The 15,009-nt window shown below is 55.4% G+C and carries 13 protein-coding genes; 6 read left to right on the forward strand and 7 right to left on the reverse strand.

What is annotated here, in order from left to right; all coding sequences use genetic code 11:
• Positions 1–57: 57 nt before the first annotated feature.
• Together gyrA and AC0V60_RS05935 are read left to right on the forward strand one after the other, a co-directional pair.
• On the forward strand, positions 58–2,841 hold the full coding sequence (gene gyrA / locus AC0V60_RS05930; protein ID WP_486177582.1) for a DNA gyrase subunit A: 2,784 nt from the start codon (positions 58–60) through the stop codon (positions 2,839–2,841).
• A gap of 50 nt (positions 2,842–2,891) precedes the next feature.
• Positions 2,892–3,719: a TauD/TfdA dioxygenase family protein gene (locus AC0V60_RS05935; RefSeq protein WP_486177583.1), complete on the forward strand. Its 828-nt coding sequence runs from the start codon at positions 2,892–2,894 to the stop codon at positions 3,717–3,719.
• Here the strand turns inward: AC0V60_RS05935 and AC0V60_RS05940 are convergent.
• Positions 3,716–4,429 carry a lysoplasmalogenase family protein gene (locus AC0V60_RS05940; RefSeq protein WP_486177584.1) on the reverse strand — a complete coding sequence of 238 codons (714 nt, stop codon included), beginning with the start codon at positions 4,427–4,429 and terminating at the stop codon, positions 3,716–3,718. The two genes, AC0V60_RS05935 and AC0V60_RS05940, sit on opposite strands and share 4 nt — an antisense overlap.
• On the opposite strand from AC0V60_RS05940, the gene trmFO reads away from it, so the two are divergent.
• Positions 4,428–5,813: a methylenetetrahydrofolate--tRNA-(uracil(54)-C(5))-methyltransferase (FADH(2)-oxidizing) TrmFO gene (gene trmFO / locus AC0V60_RS05945; protein ID WP_486177585.1), complete on the forward strand. Its 1,386-nt coding sequence runs from the start codon at positions 4,428–4,430 to the stop codon at positions 5,811–5,813. The genes AC0V60_RS05940 and trmFO overlap by 2 nt on opposite strands.
• Here trmFO and AC0V60_RS05950 read toward each other — a convergent pair.
• Positions 5,810–6,274, reverse strand: coding sequence for an EF-hand domain-containing protein (locus tag AC0V60_RS05950; protein WP_486177586.1), 465 nt, complete (start codon positions 6,272–6,274; stop codon positions 5,810–5,812). The genes trmFO and AC0V60_RS05950 overlap by 4 nt on opposite strands.
• Positions 6,275–6,317: 43 nt before the next feature.
• Positions 6,318–6,980, reverse strand: coding sequence for a hypothetical protein (locus AC0V60_RS05955; RefSeq protein WP_486177587.1), 663 nt, complete (start codon positions 6,978–6,980; stop codon positions 6,318–6,320).
• Positions 6,981–7,196: 216 nt separating this feature from the next.
• Between AC0V60_RS05955 and AC0V60_RS05960 the strand changes: the two genes are divergently transcribed.
• From AC0V60_RS05960 to AC0V60_RS05970, 3 genes are read left to right on the forward strand one after another with little or no spacing between them, the layout of a single operon-like run.
• On the forward strand, positions 7,197–9,278 hold the full coding sequence (locus AC0V60_RS05960; RefSeq protein ID WP_486177588.1) for a Tad domain-containing protein: 2,082 nt from the start codon (positions 7,197–7,199) through the stop codon (positions 9,276–9,278).
• On the forward strand, positions 9,275–9,877 hold the full coding sequence (locus AC0V60_RS05965) for a TadE family protein (protein WP_486177589.1): 603 nt from the start codon (positions 9,275–9,277) through the stop codon (positions 9,875–9,877). The genes AC0V60_RS05960 and AC0V60_RS05965 overlap by 4 nt, the downstream gene beginning before the upstream one ends.
• A complete protein-coding gene (locus AC0V60_RS05970; protein WP_486177590.1) occupies positions 9,874–10,578 on the forward strand; it encodes a TadE/TadG family type IV pilus assembly protein in 705 nt (234 codons plus the stop codon). The genes AC0V60_RS05965 and AC0V60_RS05970 overlap by 4 nt, the downstream gene beginning before the upstream one ends.
• A gap of 56 nt (positions 10,579–10,634) precedes the next feature.
• On the opposite strand, the gene AC0V60_RS05975 is transcribed toward AC0V60_RS05970, so the two are convergent.
• From AC0V60_RS05975 to AC0V60_RS05990, 4 genes are all read right to left on the reverse strand, one after another.
• A complete protein-coding gene (locus AC0V60_RS05975; RefSeq protein ID WP_486177591.1) occupies positions 10,635–11,987 on the reverse strand; it encodes a pyruvate dehydrogenase complex E1 component subunit beta in 1,353 nt (450 codons plus the stop codon).
• Between the two features lie 3 nt (positions 11,988–11,990).
• The gene (gene pdhA / locus AC0V60_RS05980; RefSeq protein ID WP_486177592.1) at positions 11,991–13,097 is read right to left on the reverse strand and encodes a pyruvate dehydrogenase (acetyl-transferring) E1 component subunit alpha; all 1,107 of its coding nucleotides are present in this window, start codon (positions 13,095–13,097) and stop codon (positions 11,991–11,993) included.
• A gap of 173 nt (positions 13,098–13,270) precedes the next feature.
• Positions 13,271–13,570: an FtsB family cell division protein gene (locus AC0V60_RS05985; RefSeq protein WP_486177593.1), complete on the reverse strand. Its 300-nt coding sequence runs from the start codon at positions 13,568–13,570 to the stop codon at positions 13,271–13,273.
• 103 nt (positions 13,571–13,673) lie between these two features.
• Positions 13,674–14,834, reverse strand: a complete 1,161-nt coding sequence (locus AC0V60_RS05990; protein ID WP_486177594.1) for an acyl-CoA dehydrogenase family protein — start codon at positions 14,832–14,834, stop codon at positions 13,674–13,676.
• Positions 14,835–15,009: the final 175 nt, after the last annotated feature.

Consider the following 15,009-nt stretch of genomic DNA (forward strand, 5'->3'; position numbering starts at 1 on the left):
ATCGCTTAAACGCCTACATTGAGCCTGAAAAAGTAGAGCGAGCGTAAAGGCACTTCCTTGAGCGACGATAACGACATTCTCGAACCCACATCTCCCGCGCCATCAGGAGACTACGATCGCATTGACATCGTCGATGAGATGAAGACCAGCTATCTTGATTATGCGATGAGCGTGATCGTCAGCCGGGCGCTTCCTGATGTGCGCGATGGGTTAAAGCCGGTGCACCGCCGCATTCTATACGCATCCAAGCTCGGCAATTTTGTCGCCGGGCGGCCTTATGTGAAGAGCGCTAAGATTGTCGGAGATGTGATGGGTGATTTCCACCCTCATGGCGATAGCGCAATTTACGATGCTCTGGCGCGTTTGACCCAAGATTGGTCGATGCGCGTGCCGCTGATTGATGGTCAGGGGAATTTTGGTTCGATGGACCCTGATCCGCCGGCCTCCATGCGGTACACCGAGGCGCGCCTTGCGCGGGTCACGGATACGCTGCTCGATGACCTTGACAAGGATACGATTGATTTCGTTCCCAATTACGATGGCCGTAAGAAAGAGCCTTCGGTTCTTCCTGCCCGTTTCCCCAATCTGCTCGTCAATGGCGCAGGCGGGATCGCGGTGGGGATGGCAACCAATGTGCCGCCGCATAACCTTGGCGAGGTGATCGACGGCTGCTTTGCCTTTATGGACAACCCGGCGATAACTTCGGAAGAGCTGATCGAGTATATTCCGGGACCCGATTTCCCGACGGCTCCGCTGATCCTTGGCACAAGCGGTGCGAAATCGGCCTACACCACGGGTCGCGGGTCGATCCTGATGCGCTGCCGTCATGAGATTGAGACGCGCAAAGGCGACCGCGAAAGCATCGTCTTCAAATCCATTCCTTATCAGGTCGGCAAGGCTGGATTGGTCGAGAAGATCGCCGATGCTGCCAAGGAAAAGCGGATCGAGGGTATCTCCGACATCCGAGATGAAAGCTCGCGCAATGGCGTTCGCGTGGTCATCGACCTTAAGCGTGATGCGACCGCAGAGGTGGTTCTGAACCAAATCTGGCGTCACACCCCTGCGCAGTCCAGCTTCCCTGCGAACATGCTGGCCATTCGCGGTGGGCGTCCTGAAACGCTGATGCTGCGCGACTTCATCCAGGCGTTTATCCAATTCCGTGAAGAGGTGATCACTCGGCGGACCAAGTTTGAGCTGAACCGTGCCCGTGAACGTGCACATATCTTGCTCGGCCTTGTAGTCGCGGTCTCCAACCTCGATGAGATTGTCGCGATCATTCGCGGCGCACCAAACCCGGCAACCGCACGGGAACGCTTGCTAGCTAAAGAATGGCCGATCGGCGATATAGCGCAATACATCCGCTTGGTTGAGGCTATCGAGCCTTCCGCTGACCAGGAAGGCGGCACGTACCGCCTGTCCGTGCGTCAGGTGAAAGCGATCCTCGATCTGCGCCTCCACCGCCTCACTGCGCTTGGCCGCGATGAGATTGGGGATGAGCTTAAAGAGCTCGCCGATCAGATTGAAGAATACCTTTCAATCCTTGCCGACCGGGCGAAGCTCTATGCTGTCATGCGCGAGGAGCTTGAGGCGATCCGTGCGACTTATGCAACTCCGCGTGTCTCTGAAATTGCGCCTGCCTGGTATGGCCTCGACGACGAAGACCTGATTGAACGCGATGATATGGTCGTAACCGTTACGTTGGACGGCTATATTAAACGCACGCCGCTCAGCACCTTCCGCGCACAAAATCGCGGCGGTAAGGGGCGCGCTGGCATGTCGACCAAGGACGAGGATGCCATCGCCGAGATGTTCGTCACATCGACGCACAATCCTGTGCTGTTCTTCTCAACCGCTGGCAAGGTGTACCGCCTCAAGGTCTGGAAACTGCCCGAAGGCGGGCCAACCACGCGCGGGCGTCCGATCATCAACCTGCTTCCAGCCTTGGATGACGGCGAGACGATCCAGACCGTTCTGCCGCTGCCCGAAGATGAGGACACTTGGGGCGCGCTCTCGGTCGTGTTCGCCACGGCCAAAGGCAATGTGCGCCGCAACTCGATGGATGCTTTCAGCAATATTCCATCCAACGGTAAATTCGCCATGCGGTTCGACGAGAGTAGCGACGACCACCTTATCGGTGTGCGCTTGGTCGAAGCGGGCGATGATGTCATGCTCGCTTCCAAGACCGGCAAGGCAATCCGTTTTGCCGCAGAGGACGTGCGCGAGTTCACGTCTCGCACTTCAACCGGCGTCCGGGGCATGAAGCTTGCCGATAACAATGAGGTCGTCTCGCTCTCGACGCTCAGCGCCACCGGCACCGACGCCGAGGAACGCGAGCAATATCTCAAATTCGCACCTTACAAGGCGGACCGCGAAGGCGAGCCCGATATGACGCCGGAGCGCTTTGAAGAGATCACCGGCAAAGAGCAGTTCATCCTCACCGTATGCGCCAATGGGTATGGCAAGGTGTCGAGCTCCTACGAATACCGGAAAACCGGGCGCGGCGGGCAAGGCGTGGTCAATATCGACAATATCGAGCGCAATGGGCCGGTCGTCGCGAGCTTTGTCGTGGCCAAAGGCGACCAGTTAATGCTCGTTACCGATCAGGCAAAGCTAATCCGCATTGGGCTTGAGAGCTTGCGTGTCCTTGGCCGCAACACCGCCGGTGTGCGCCTGTTCAACGTGGGCAAGAACGAACATGTCGTCTCAGCTGTGAAAATCGACGAAACCGAAGAGCCTGAGAACGTAGGCGAAGAAGCGGTGGTCGAGGAAATGGTCGAACGGCGCGGCGGCGGGGATGAAACGTCTCCTGAAGGGCCGGAAGGCACGAGCGAGACCGAGTGAGCTTGCGCTAAATCCCCCTCCCCTTAGCCTCACGGTTCAGGGAGAGGGATATGATCGTAGAACCATCGGGCGCAGCGTGCGGCGCGACCATTCGCGGCGCCGATTTGGCAGGCGATCTTAGCGCTGAGCTCATGGCTGAAATCCAAAAGGCTTGGCTTGAGCACAAGGTTATTGTCTTTGCGGATCAGCGGATGGACGATGACGCGCTTGAACGCTTCAGCCTGGCGATGGGTGAATTTGGCGATGACCCCTTCTTTGCCCCCATCGAAGGCCGAAAGAATATAGCAGCGATTCAGCGCGAGGCCGATGAGACCAGCCCGCTGTTCGCCGAACAATGGCACTCTGACTGGAGCTTTATGGCGCAGCCTCCCAAGGCCACATGCCTGATGGCCGTCGCAATTCCTCCTGTCGGCGGTGACACCATTTTCTGTGATCAGGCGGCCGCTTTCGCCGCCCTACCCGAAGCCCGCAAAGAGGAGCTGCGCCAGATCAAAGCAGTGCATTCCGCAAGGCGTGGTTACGCACCTGATGGTCTGTACGGCGACAATGACAAAGGTCGAAGCATGGCCATCCGTTCTGGCGAGGCAGCGTTGGCAACCTATACCCATCCGCTGATCAAACCGCATCCCGAAACAGGCGAAGAGGTGCTGTTCTTCTCGATCAGCTACACCATCGGCTTTGAAGGATATTCAGACGAAAAGGCGATGGCATTGGCCATGGAGCTCCACCAATGGTGCGAGCAGGAACGGTTTCATTACGCTCACAAATGGGAGCCCAATATGTTGGTCATGTGGGACAATCGCTGTCTCAACCACAAGGCAACGGGAGGCTATGAAGGCCACCGGCGCGAATTGCACCGCACGACCATCGCTGCTTAGCGTACGGGCGTTTCCCCGCGCAGGCTTTGCACAACTCCGGTAGCGATCATCAGCTGGCCTGCAAAATATAGGGGCCAGACGAGCAGGTCCGGCAAGGGTGCAAAATCGTAAGGCCCGAAGCGGCTAAAGATCAACCAATCGCTGACCACGAACAACAATGCCCCGATACCCACACGATAACGCGGGAACCGGCTCGTCCATGCGGCGGCTGCCATCCCGCCAAGGATAAGCGCGTAGACGGCAATATCCACGCGCCCGCTCAGGACATAAGAGAACGCCGGCACCGCGACCAATAATGCGAGACCCAGCAAGCGCTGGCTAAGCGAAGTCCTTTCCCTGCGATTGCGCATGTAGAGGACAACCGCGACCAGGTGCGACGCGGCGAAAAGCGCCCCGCCCACTTCAAACCAAAGCTCAAGCGCCATGTCAGCGGCCGCCGACAATGCAAGCGCGATCGTGAGGATCATACCATCGGTGCCAGGTGCCCGGCGCCACGCATAGAAGGCAAGAAAACCAACGCCCGCCCCTTTAAGAGCAATCTCAATCGGCTCAACCTTGATGCTGCCTTGCAGCACGTAATATGCCACCGCCGCGATCACTCCGACAAGCAACCAAGGGCGATGCTCCATAAGCGCGCGATTGGCCATTGCTGCGTCTACCTCTCTTCTTGCCTTGAATGCGAGGTAGCACGCGGCTACTTCGCCCGCCATGACAACTCCTCCAAACACTCATGATGTCCACATCATCGGCGGCGGCCTCGCCGGATCAGAGGCCGCTTGGCAGCTTGCGAACCGCGGGGTGCAAGTTCGGCTGTCTGAGATGCGCGGATCGGGAGAAATGACCCCTGCGCACCAGACTGATGGGCTTGCTGAATTGGTGTGCTCCAACTCTTTTCGCTCCGACGATGACACCAAGAACGCCGTGGGCCTGCTCCACCACGAAATGCGCGAGCTAAACTCTATCGTAATGCGCGCAGGCGAAGTCGCCCGCGTGCCAGCAGGAAGCGCCATGGCCGTTGACCGCGATGTGTTTTCTGCCGAGGTGGAAAAAGCTCTCCAAGACCACCCCAATGTGGAAGTGGTGCGGGAACGGGTGGATCAGCTTCCAGATACTGGCCTCACTATCGTTGCGACAGGCCCACTGACCGCGCAAAAGCTTGCTGAGAGCATTATCGGGACCACCGGCCAAGAACGACTCGCCTTCTTCGATGCCATCGCCCCCATCATCCACCGCGAAAGCATTGATATGTCCAAATGCTGGGTCCAATCGCGCTGGAACAAAACGACAGCGGCGTCCAACGAAGACGGCGACTATATCAATTGCCCGATGACCAAGGAGCAATACATCGCCTTTCACCAAGGGTTGATGGACGGCGAAAAGGGCGAATTTCAGGAGTGGGAAAAGGACACGCCCTACTTCGATGGATGCATGCCCATTGAGGTGATGGCGGAGCGCGGGGTGGAGACGCTGCGTTATGGTCCGATGAAGGGCGTCGGGCTCGACAACCCGTTCGATACCAATGAGGAATTTCCGCAAGGCCGCTGGCCCTATGCTGTGGTGCAGCTGCGCCAGGACAATAAACTGGGCACGCTTTGGAACATGGTCGGTTTCCAGACCAAGCTCAAATACGGCGCGCAGGTTGAACTGTTCCGCACCATTCCGGGCCTGGAAAACGCTGAATTTGCAAGGCTCGGCGGGCTCCACCGCAACACTTTCCTAAATTCCCCCGAAGTGCTCGACCGTCAATTGCGGCTCAAAGCTGCACCTCACATCCGTTTTGCCGGGCAAGTCACGGGGTGTGAGGGTTATGTAGAGAGTTCCTCCATCGGTCTGGTGGCGGGGATGATGGCCGCGTGTGAGCTGGCCGGTGAGGAATGGACACCCCTTCCCGCGACAACGGCGCTAGGCGCATTGCTCAGCCACATTACGGGCGATGCAGATGCGGCGACGTTCCAACCGATGAATGTGAACTTCGGCCTCTTCCCGCCTCTTCATGAGGTAAAGAAGAAGCAGCGCAAAGAGGCGTACACCTCGCGCGCCAAAGGGGATTTGACCAACTGGATCAGTAAAATGCGCGAACCGGTGCCTGCTTAACAGCGGCAGGCAGGCTTACGCTTAGGCTTTGGAGCAGAGGTTGCGAACTCAGCCGCCGTCAGTTCCGCATCCCCGTTCCCGTCCATCTCGGCAAAGCGGTCTGATGTGCGCACCGCCCATTCCTCAAAGGTCAGCAAATTGTTGCCGTCTTTATCAAGCTTGCGGAACGCTTCAGCGCGGGTGGACAGCATTTCATTGCGCGTGATCTTACGGTCGCGGTTACGGTCATAGCGGAAGAAACGACGTTCCTCGCGGGTGAGTTCGCTCGCTTCAGGAGGCGCTGGCCCCAGCATCTCTCCGGGATCGCTTTCCGGCAAAGCATTGGGATCGACCTCCACGATCTCTTCTGGCTCAGGAGGCGGTGGAGCATTGGCTTCAACTTGCGCGCGGCCTTGCCACCAAAATACTCCGACACCGGCAAAAGCAAGGCCTAAGAAGACACCAAGAACAGTTTGACGCATTGTGATCCCCTTTTGTGTCTCACGCGAGTGAGAATACATGGGATTAGCGTCCAAAGAAAGCCGCTCTTAAAACTGTTAAAGACGCACCCCGCCCCTCCATCAAAGGACGTCCGCCTTTCTCAAGCGACCGCTTAGCCAAAGCACCCAAAATTCTCACGCCTTTTAGCGGTGCCGGCACGGAAGGTTGATCGCTCGCTTCGCTCAAGCCTACCGCAATGAGCATTTCGCGCTCTTCATCGTGCGAGACGTTGCATGCAAGATCAGCAATCGCCCATATGCGCGCCAATGACGCAGCGCCGGTTTCATCCCAGAGACATTCTGAGCCTGCAAAACTGGCGCGCAAACCTGCCCATCGGCCGTCCGCAAACGCGCGAGCATGCTGTGCACTTAAGGGTGGCTCCTGAAGAAGATATTCCCAACCATCCACCAGCTTGATGAGCCCTTCTTCATGGCCTTCCCAAACCTCGCCAATGGCATCAAGAACCGCGTCGCCGCTGGGCCGATCCACGAGAGGCTTTGCCAAAGTATCTCGCCACCATGCAAGGCGCATCTGGCCAAGCATGGGCTCACTCGTTCCCGCGACGATTCGGGCCAAGCGAGCATCGAGGTCAAAGAAAATCCTTAACGAACGGCGGTGAAATGCCGGGGAATGGGCGAGAGCCAGCTCAAGTTCTGGCGGCAAAATCTCTTGATGAGCAGGTGACATGAACGGTGCGTTTAGGGCGGCAATGCCCCAATTTGTCAAGCGCTCGCGCCCTTGGAGCACCCCTGAGCATCAAGGTTAAATAATGAGCCAGACGTCAAGCTTTTATTAACCACCTTACTTCGCAAACCGCTTACCCGCCTTCGTTTATAGCCGAGTGGAATAACCAAATGAGTCCGTTTTTTTAAGCGTGGATCAAGCACCAAGGATTACGGCACTATGAGCCAGAACAAAAATAACAGCACAGGCTTCTTCCGGAAACTCGCCACAGATGCGACTGCGAACACGCTTGCCATATCTGCCGCCTCTCTTGTGCCGGTTATGGCAATGGTGGGCGGTGGTGTTGATGCCAGCCGTTATTATCTAGCTGAAGCGCGGCTTCAGGCTGCCTGTGATGCGGGCGCTCTTGCAGCTCGCCGTGCCATGTCGCGCGCTGATTTTGATGACACACATCGCGAAATCGGTGACAGGTTTTTCGCTAACAACTTTGCAAAAGGCCAATTTGGCGTCGAGAACCTCTCCCATACTTACTCTGGGACCGATGATGGGGAAGTTTTAGGCGAGGCGAGTGGGAACTTGTCCACCACTATCATGGCTGCTTTTGGCTTCGACAATTTCGACCTATCTGTAAATTGCCAGGCCGACATCAACATCTCCGATACCGACGTTATGATGGTGTTAGATGTTACTGGATCAATGGGTCTTGCTGCTAACGGAACATGCCCAGGCGGCAGGAACGGCAACAATGAATGTACAAACTCACGCATGCAAAACCTGCGCGATGCGGTCGAAGCATTCTACACGACCATACAAGACAATACGTCCACCAATGCTCAGGTCCGCTATGGGTTTGTTCCCTATGCAGCCGAAGTGAACACGCGAGATTTCATGCGCGCTGAATGGTTGGCGGACAGGTTTACATACTCATCGCGTGTGGGGCGCACTACCGACGCCGAGTCTGAAACAACCAATATTGACGCGGTCCGGACAGGCGCTCCAGGAAGCTTTACACGAATATCGGGCACCGAAAACGTCGTAACCTTTGTTCCTTCGATTGAAGATTGTCGTGACCTCTTTTTTAACCCACCAGATGGCCCACCGACCAACAATAACCGATATGTCCGGCATGATGTCGACGATTTGACGCTGGTATCTGAAAGCAATACCCCGACTTCAACCGGCTTTACCAGGGTACGCGAATACACGGGGCCAGTAACATTTTTGGCGCTTTCAGCGAGCAACGGCACATACAATAGCTCCTCTGATCGTTGTAATATGTTCTTTTTCCGGGATGAGTATTCTCAAGAAGCGACGATCACTATCACTGAAAATGTCGTCAGTGGTTTCGAGTGGGAGTATGGTCGTTTTGAACATGATGTATCAAACGCATTTTCCGGCACGGTGACAACGCCCACTGGATGGCGCTTTGAAAATGAACCCCATATTTGGAATGGATGCGTCCAGCATAATACAGTCAATGTTGCTAACTTTAATCCGGCCCCCGCTGGTGCGAATGACGTGGATATCAACCTTGTTCCGGTCGCAGACACGGACAAATGGGGTCCATCTCTGCCTTCGCTGCTTCGGGCGCGCTATCCAGACGGTTCCTACGAAAGCAACGGTAGCAACGACTGGAGCCTAGGTTTTCTTAGAAGCTTCCAATTTGAGAATATCAGATCCCCAGAAGACAAAAGAACGCGTCCGACCGATTGCCCATTAACAGAGGCACGAACGCTTCGAGAAATAGATGACGTGTCAGAAATTACCGAATATCTCTCCCCCGCCGAAGGCTTCAGACCAGCAGGTAGTACTTTCCACAATGTGGGACTCCTGTGGGGTGCGCGCTTGATGTCCCCTAATGGCATTTTCGCATCCCAAAACGCAACAGCGCCCGGAGGAAACCCGATCTCGCGTCACCTTGTCTTCATGACCGACGGAGCGATGACTGCTCAAGTTTACGCTAAATCTGCGTATGGTATTGAAATATTGGATTACCAAACGACGCCCAACCCGGATGCCGCATTTGATATTGCGGGATCAAACGGCAATAATATCCCACGACACGAAGCTCGCTTCCAGGAAATCTGTCGTGCTGTTCGAAATGAGAACATCACGCTGTGGGTCGTCGCTTTTGGAGCAGAACCCGCATTTACCGATGATGAGGGCGAGCCGATTGTACCGGACAACTTGCTTCAGTGCGCAACACCAGGCCGTGCCTTTGTTGCCAAGGATGCAGATGACCTCAACGCACGTTTCGCCGAAATCGCACAGACGATCGCAGCTTTGAGGTTGACACGATGATCACCTCACCAATTCTCCACAAACTCTACCGAGATAAGGTCGGCGCTGCTCTGACCGAATTTGCCATCGTGGCTCCGGTTCTCATGATAATGATTATGGGAGTGTTCGATATGGGGCACACGCAATACAGCAACGCTTTGCTGAACGGAGTGATGCAAAAAGCTGGGCGCGACTTAACCTTGCAAAGCGGTAGTGCCAATGAAGATGACATCGAAGCGGCAGTTCGTCGTCAGGTCAGCAACGTCCTTCCAAGCACTGCGACAATTCAACTGGAGAAACTATCGCATTTCGAATTCGAAGATATCGGCGAAGAAGAACAATACGACGATGATAACTCAGACGGGCAGTGCAATAACGGCGAGCGTTACGTTGATTACAATGCAAACGGCCAATGGGATGCTATCCGCGGTATCGACGGCATCGGCGGGGCGCGCGATGCAGTCTTGTTTACAGCGATCGTAAAATACGATCGGCTTTTCCCAATGGCGGGCTTGATTGGTTTGTCTGAACAAGTCGAAATCCGGGCCTCTACCGTTCTTCGCAATCAGCCGTTCGACGAACAAACTGAGCTAGTAGCTCCAGAAGGGAATTGTACATGATCCGCCCAGTTTCCAAAACTGCAAAATGGCTCCGGTCAAAGGTTCGTCCTTTGCACAAGCTTCGTGACGACAATTCTGCTGTTGCATTAGTCGAATTTGCGTTTTCAGCGCCACTTGTGCTGAGTATGGGTCTGCTTGGCACAGAAACGGCAAATTATGCCGTCACCCACATGCAGATCAGTCAGATTGCGATGCAGGTTGCTGATAACGCTGCAAGAGTAGGCGAAACGCAGCTGGCTTCGAAAGTTGTGTTCGAAGATGATGTCACGGGCACTCTTGTCGGTGCTGAAAAGTTAGGCAAACGCTTTGATATATTTGGGCGAGGCCGGATTATTATTTCAAGCCTGCAGCGCAACGCCGAAGGCGGTCAATGGATCGCGTGGCAACGGTGTCGCGGCGCCAAAGTCTACGATTCACAGTTTGGTTCAGAAGGCACAGGAGCCAGCGGGCAAGACTTCAAAGGTATGGGACGCCCAGGACAACTTATCACTGCGAGCCCTGGCACAGCTGTGATGTTTGTGGAAGTATCTTACACGTATGAGCCAATCACACCGTTTGGAATTTTTGGCAGCGACGAGATGAATTACTCAGCAGCGTACAACATCCGTGACACACGTGACCTTAGCGGACTAAGGCAGAGACAGCCTGAACCAGTCCCTGTCGCGGCCTGCGATGTGTATTCTGCTGACCGTCCGGCATAAACTTTTTACCAACGAGCGAAAGGAAGGGCAGTAATTGTCGCCCTTCCCCAAGCCGTTTAAACGTAGCAGACCTTTTTGACCGCCTCGACAATACGCGGCGGATCGATCAGCGCGAGCTTTTCAAGATTGCCAGCATAAGGCAACGGCACGTCCTCGTTGCACACGCGGGTTACTGGCGCATCAAGGTCGTCGAACCCTTCTTCCATGCAGATCGAGATGATCTCAGAGGCGATGGAGCAGGTCGGCCAACCCTCTTCCGCGATCACCAGACGATTGGTCTTGGCAAGACTTTTGAGGACGGCTTCCTTGTCGAGCGGTCGCAGAGTTCGAAGGTCGATAACCTCCGCATCAATGCCCTCACCCGCAAGCGTATCCGCCGCTTCGAGCGCAAAGCCCACACCGATGGAATAGCTGACGATCGTCACATCCTTACCCCCGCGCATAATCCGCGCTTTCCCGATGGGAAGGACGTGGTCGTCAAGGTCAGGCACTTCAAAGCTGCGACCATAAACAAGCTCATTTTCGAGAAAGACCACAGGGTCCTCTGACCGGATTGCCGCTTTCATCAGGCCTTTGGCATCTGAGCTATCGTAAGGCGCAATCACAATGAGACCTGGAACGCTGGCGTACCATGGCCCGTAGTTTTGCGAGTGCTGAGCGCCCACGCGGCTCGCCGCACCATTGGGGCCGCGAAACACAATTGGACAGCGCATCTGACCGCCAGACATGTAATTTGTCTTGGCAGCCGAGTTGATGATGTGGTCAATCGCCTGCATTGCGAAATTGAACGTCATAAACTCCACGATCGGACGAAGGCCGCCCATCGCAGCGCCTGTGCCGATACCTGCAAAGCCATATTCGGTGATCGGCGTATCGACCACGCGCTTGGGACCGAACTCATCGAGCAGGCCCTGTGTCACTTTGTAGGCGCCCTGGTATTCGGCGACTTCCTCGCCCATGACGAAGACACGCGGGTCGGCGCGCATCTCCTCGGCCATACCGTCGCGAAGGGCTTCGCGAACCGTGGTCGGGGTAAAGCTGGTGCCGTCTGGAATCGCCGGATCGCTTGCCCGAACCGCTGCCGCTGGGGCAGAAGCGGGTGCCGGGGTGGGCGCAGGTGTTGGTGCGGGCGCAGGTGTTGGCGCGGGCGATGCGGCAGCCTCTTCCCCCTCACCTTCCATATTGGCGATTACCGTGCCGACTGCGACATTTTCAGTGCCTTCTGCAACAAGGATCTTCGAAAGCACGCCTTCGTCGATAGCCTCGAATTCCATCGTAGCCTTATCGGTTTCGATCTCAGCGATGATATCGCCTGGTTCAATCGTATCGCCTTCGGATTTGAGCCACCGCGCGAGCGTGCCTTCTTCCATTGTGGGAGAAAGAGCGGGCATTTTGAGTTCAATAGCCACGGATCAATACTCCCCCACCAGAATGTCGGTGTAGAGTTCGCCCGGCGCTGGTTCGGGCGAACTTTCCGAAAAGTCAGCCGCTTCTGTTACGACCTTGCGAATGTCTTTATCAATCGCCTTAAGGTCCGCCTCATCGTGACCGTTCTCAACAAGAACCTTCTTGAGGCGCTCAATCGGATCATGATTTTCGCGCTGTTCCTGAACCTCATCACGGGTGCGGTATTTGGCCGGATCAGACATTGAGTGCCCGCGATAGCGGTATGTATTGCACTCCATAAGGACAGGGCCCTTACCTTCGCGCACATGTTTGAACGCGACTTCAGCAGCCGCACGCACCTCGAGAACGTCCATACCGTTCACCTCCATGCCCGGAATTCGGAAGGCCGTACCCCGGCGATGGAAGCGCGTTTCCGCTGAGGAACGCGAGCTGGCCGTGCCCATCGCGTATTGATTGTCTTCGACGACAAAAACAATCGGCAGGTTCCAAAGCGCCGCCATGTTGAATGTCTCATAGACCTGGCCCTGATTCGCTGCTCCGTCGCCGAAATAGGCAAGGCACAGTCCTCCGTCTTCATTATACTGGTGGGCAAAAGCCAATCCGCCGCCGAGAGAGACCTGCGCGCCCACAATGCCGTGGCCGCCATAGAATTTATGCTCGGTCGAAAACATGTGCATCGACCCGCCTTTACCCTTGGAGATACCAGCTTCGCGGCCAGTCAATTCTGCCATGATGACCTTGGGATCAATTCCATAGGCGAGCATGTGGCCATGGTCGCGGTAGCCGGTGATCACGCTGTCGCGGTCATTGTCGAGCGCAGATTGAAGCCCAATTGCGACCGCTTCTTGTCCGATATAAAGGTGACAAAAGCCGCCAATGAGGCCGAGCCCATAAAGCTGACCCGCTTTTTCTTCAAAACGCCGGATAAGCAGCATTTGTTTGTAAAACTCGAGCAACTGCTCTTCATTTGCGGCAAAGCTTTTCGCTTTTTCAAACTCTTCTTGAAGTGAGTGCAGGATAAAATCCGGATCGTCCAAAGGCGCAGTGCTTGCTGGGGTTTTTTTAGCGGGCTGCTTTGCTTCGGGTTTGGGGGCTTTGGGCTTTTGTGCCAAGTTGGAAGTTCCCTTCTCTCATATCTCTCGCTTTGGCATCGCACCAAAACGGCGTCGGGGAACGAACTATAGGCAGGGCGCGCGAGGTTACGCAACGTCAACGCGTCGGTATGGTCGTTAAATTACCGGTATGGTTAAAAATGAGAACCCAGCGAACCGGGGCGAGGTGATTTTCACTCGTCTTCGAGTGTTACCACGATCTCATCAGGATGAATCACGCCAAGATCCTTGCGCACCAACTCACCCACAAGGTCCGGATCGGCGCCGTTTGGGTCAAGCAAATCAACTCGATTTTTAAGCGCATCGCGCTTTTCGGTAAGCATTGCGATATGAGCCTGACGCTCCGATAGAACCTCAGAATTTTCGGCCCACGCCAAAAGACCCGTTGGCCCCGCAATTGCGCCGACCGTAAGCACAACAAGCAAAACCAGCGCGAAGCTTTGTTTCACATGCTCTTTAGATTGCTTCCGCATTGGTGCCCCAGCTCCTCGTTGAACCCCACAGAATCACAGTTGGCGCGCCACTGCAAGAAAAATGCGCTTAAACCGGGAAAATCGCGGTAATTTGAGCAACGCCCTAGTACGAACGCGGTAAACCCAAAACGTGTTCAGCAAGGTATGACAAAATCAAATTGGTTGAGATCGGAGCAACGGTGTACAGCCGCGCCTCGCGGAACTTGCGTTCAACATCATACTCTTCGGCAAAACCAAATCCGCCAAAGGTCTGGACGCACATATCAGCCGCAGCCCAGCTTGCCTCTGACGCCAGCAGCTTGGCCATGTTGGCCTCTGCGCCCGGATTGCCGCCCTCATCATAAACCTTGGCCGCGTGGTGTACCATAAGCTCGGCCGCGCAAGTCTGCGCATACGACCGGGCAATAGGGAATTGTACGCCTTGATTCTGGCCAATGGGCCGCGCGAACACATTGCGGTCGCTGGCGTAGGTACGGGCTTGCTCGATGAACCATTTCGCATCGCCAATACACTCTGCGGCGATAAGGATGCGCTCTGCATTCATGCCTGAGAGAATATAGCGAAAGCCCTTGCCCTCTTCACCGACAAGACTGGATGCCGGAATGCGCAGATCATCGAAGAACACCTCGCATGATGAATGGTTCATCATGGTGCGGATCGGCTTGATACTCATTCCCATTTTGAGCGCTTCTTGCATATCGACGAGAAAGATCGAGAGGCCTTCGGTCTTCTTCGCCACCTGATCGCGCGGCGCCGTGCGGGCGAGCAGCATCATAAGATCGGAGTGTTCAGCGCGGCTGGTCCAAATTTTCTGCCCGGAGATAATATATTCATCGCCATCTCGAACCGCCTTGGTTTTAAGGCTCAGCGTATCAGTACCGCTTGCCGGTTCAGATACGCCAAATGCCTGAAGCCTAAGATCGCCCGATGCAATCCGTGGCAGGTATTGCTCTTTCTGCTCGTCCGAGCCGTAGCGCAGCAACGTATTCATGATGTACATTTGTGCATGGGCAGAGCTGCCATTGCAGCCAGACGCCTGAATTTCTTCCATGATTACGCAGGCCGCATCAAGACTAAGCCCACTGCCGCCATATTCAGGAGGAATCAGCGCAGCAAGAAAACCCGCTTTCGTCAGAGCGTCGACAAATTCGCCCGGATACTCCCTAGCGGCGTCCTTAGCGCGCCAATATTCACCCGGAAAATCATCACACAAAGCTCGAACCGCGCGGCGTATTTCCGCAAGTTCTTCGCTCTCAGCAACCATAACATCTCTATCCCTTGCCTATTGCCGTGCCCTGCCTCCTCACCAGCGCCAAGTCCACTGTCAATTAGACGAAGCCACTAGGATGCGTTATGCTGCACCTGCGAACAAATTTTGCGACATTTGGAACGAACGGGCGATTGCGCCCTTTGTTCATTTGTCGAAAGGAGACACATCA

It is taken from the genome of Erythrobacter sp. S259, assembly GCF_057364965.1.

Bases quoted from the DNA above. Each gene is read 5' to 3' on its own strand.
- AC0V60_RS05935 (WP_486177583.1), top strand. From the start codon at position 2,892: ATGATCGTAGAACCATCGGGCGCAGCGTGCGGCGCGACCATTCGCGGC.
- trmFO (WP_486177585.1), top strand. From the start codon at position 4,428: ATGACAACTCCTCCAAACACTCATGATGTCCACATCATCGGCGGCGGC.
- AC0V60_RS05940 (WP_486177584.1), bottom strand. From the start codon at position 4,429: ATGGCGGGCGAAGTAGCCGCGTGCTACCTCGCATTCAAGGCAAGAAGA.
- AC0V60_RS05950 (WP_486177586.1), bottom strand. From the start codon at position 6,274: ATGCGTCAAACTGTTCTTGGTGTCTTCTTAGGCCTTGCTTTTGCCGGT.
- AC0V60_RS05955 (WP_486177587.1), bottom strand. From the start codon at position 6,980: ATGTCACCTGCTCATCAAGAGATTTTGCCGCCAGAACTTGAGCTGGCT.
- AC0V60_RS05960 (WP_486177588.1), top strand. From the start codon at position 7,197: ATGAGCCAGAACAAAAATAACAGCACAGGCTTCTTCCGGAAACTCGCC.
- AC0V60_RS05965 (WP_486177589.1), top strand. From the start codon at position 9,275: ATGATCACCTCACCAATTCTCCACAAACTCTACCGAGATAAGGTCGGC.
- AC0V60_RS05970 (WP_486177590.1), top strand. From the start codon at position 9,874: ATGATCCGCCCAGTTTCCAAAACTGCAAAATGGCTCCGGTCAAAGGTT.
- AC0V60_RS05985 (WP_486177593.1), bottom strand. From the start codon at position 13,570: ATGCGGAAGCAATCTAAAGAGCATGTGAAACAAAGCTTCGCGCTGGTT.
- AC0V60_RS05990 (WP_486177594.1), bottom strand. From the start codon at position 14,834: ATGGTTGCTGAGAGCGAAGAACTTGCGGAAATACGCCGCGCGGTTCGA.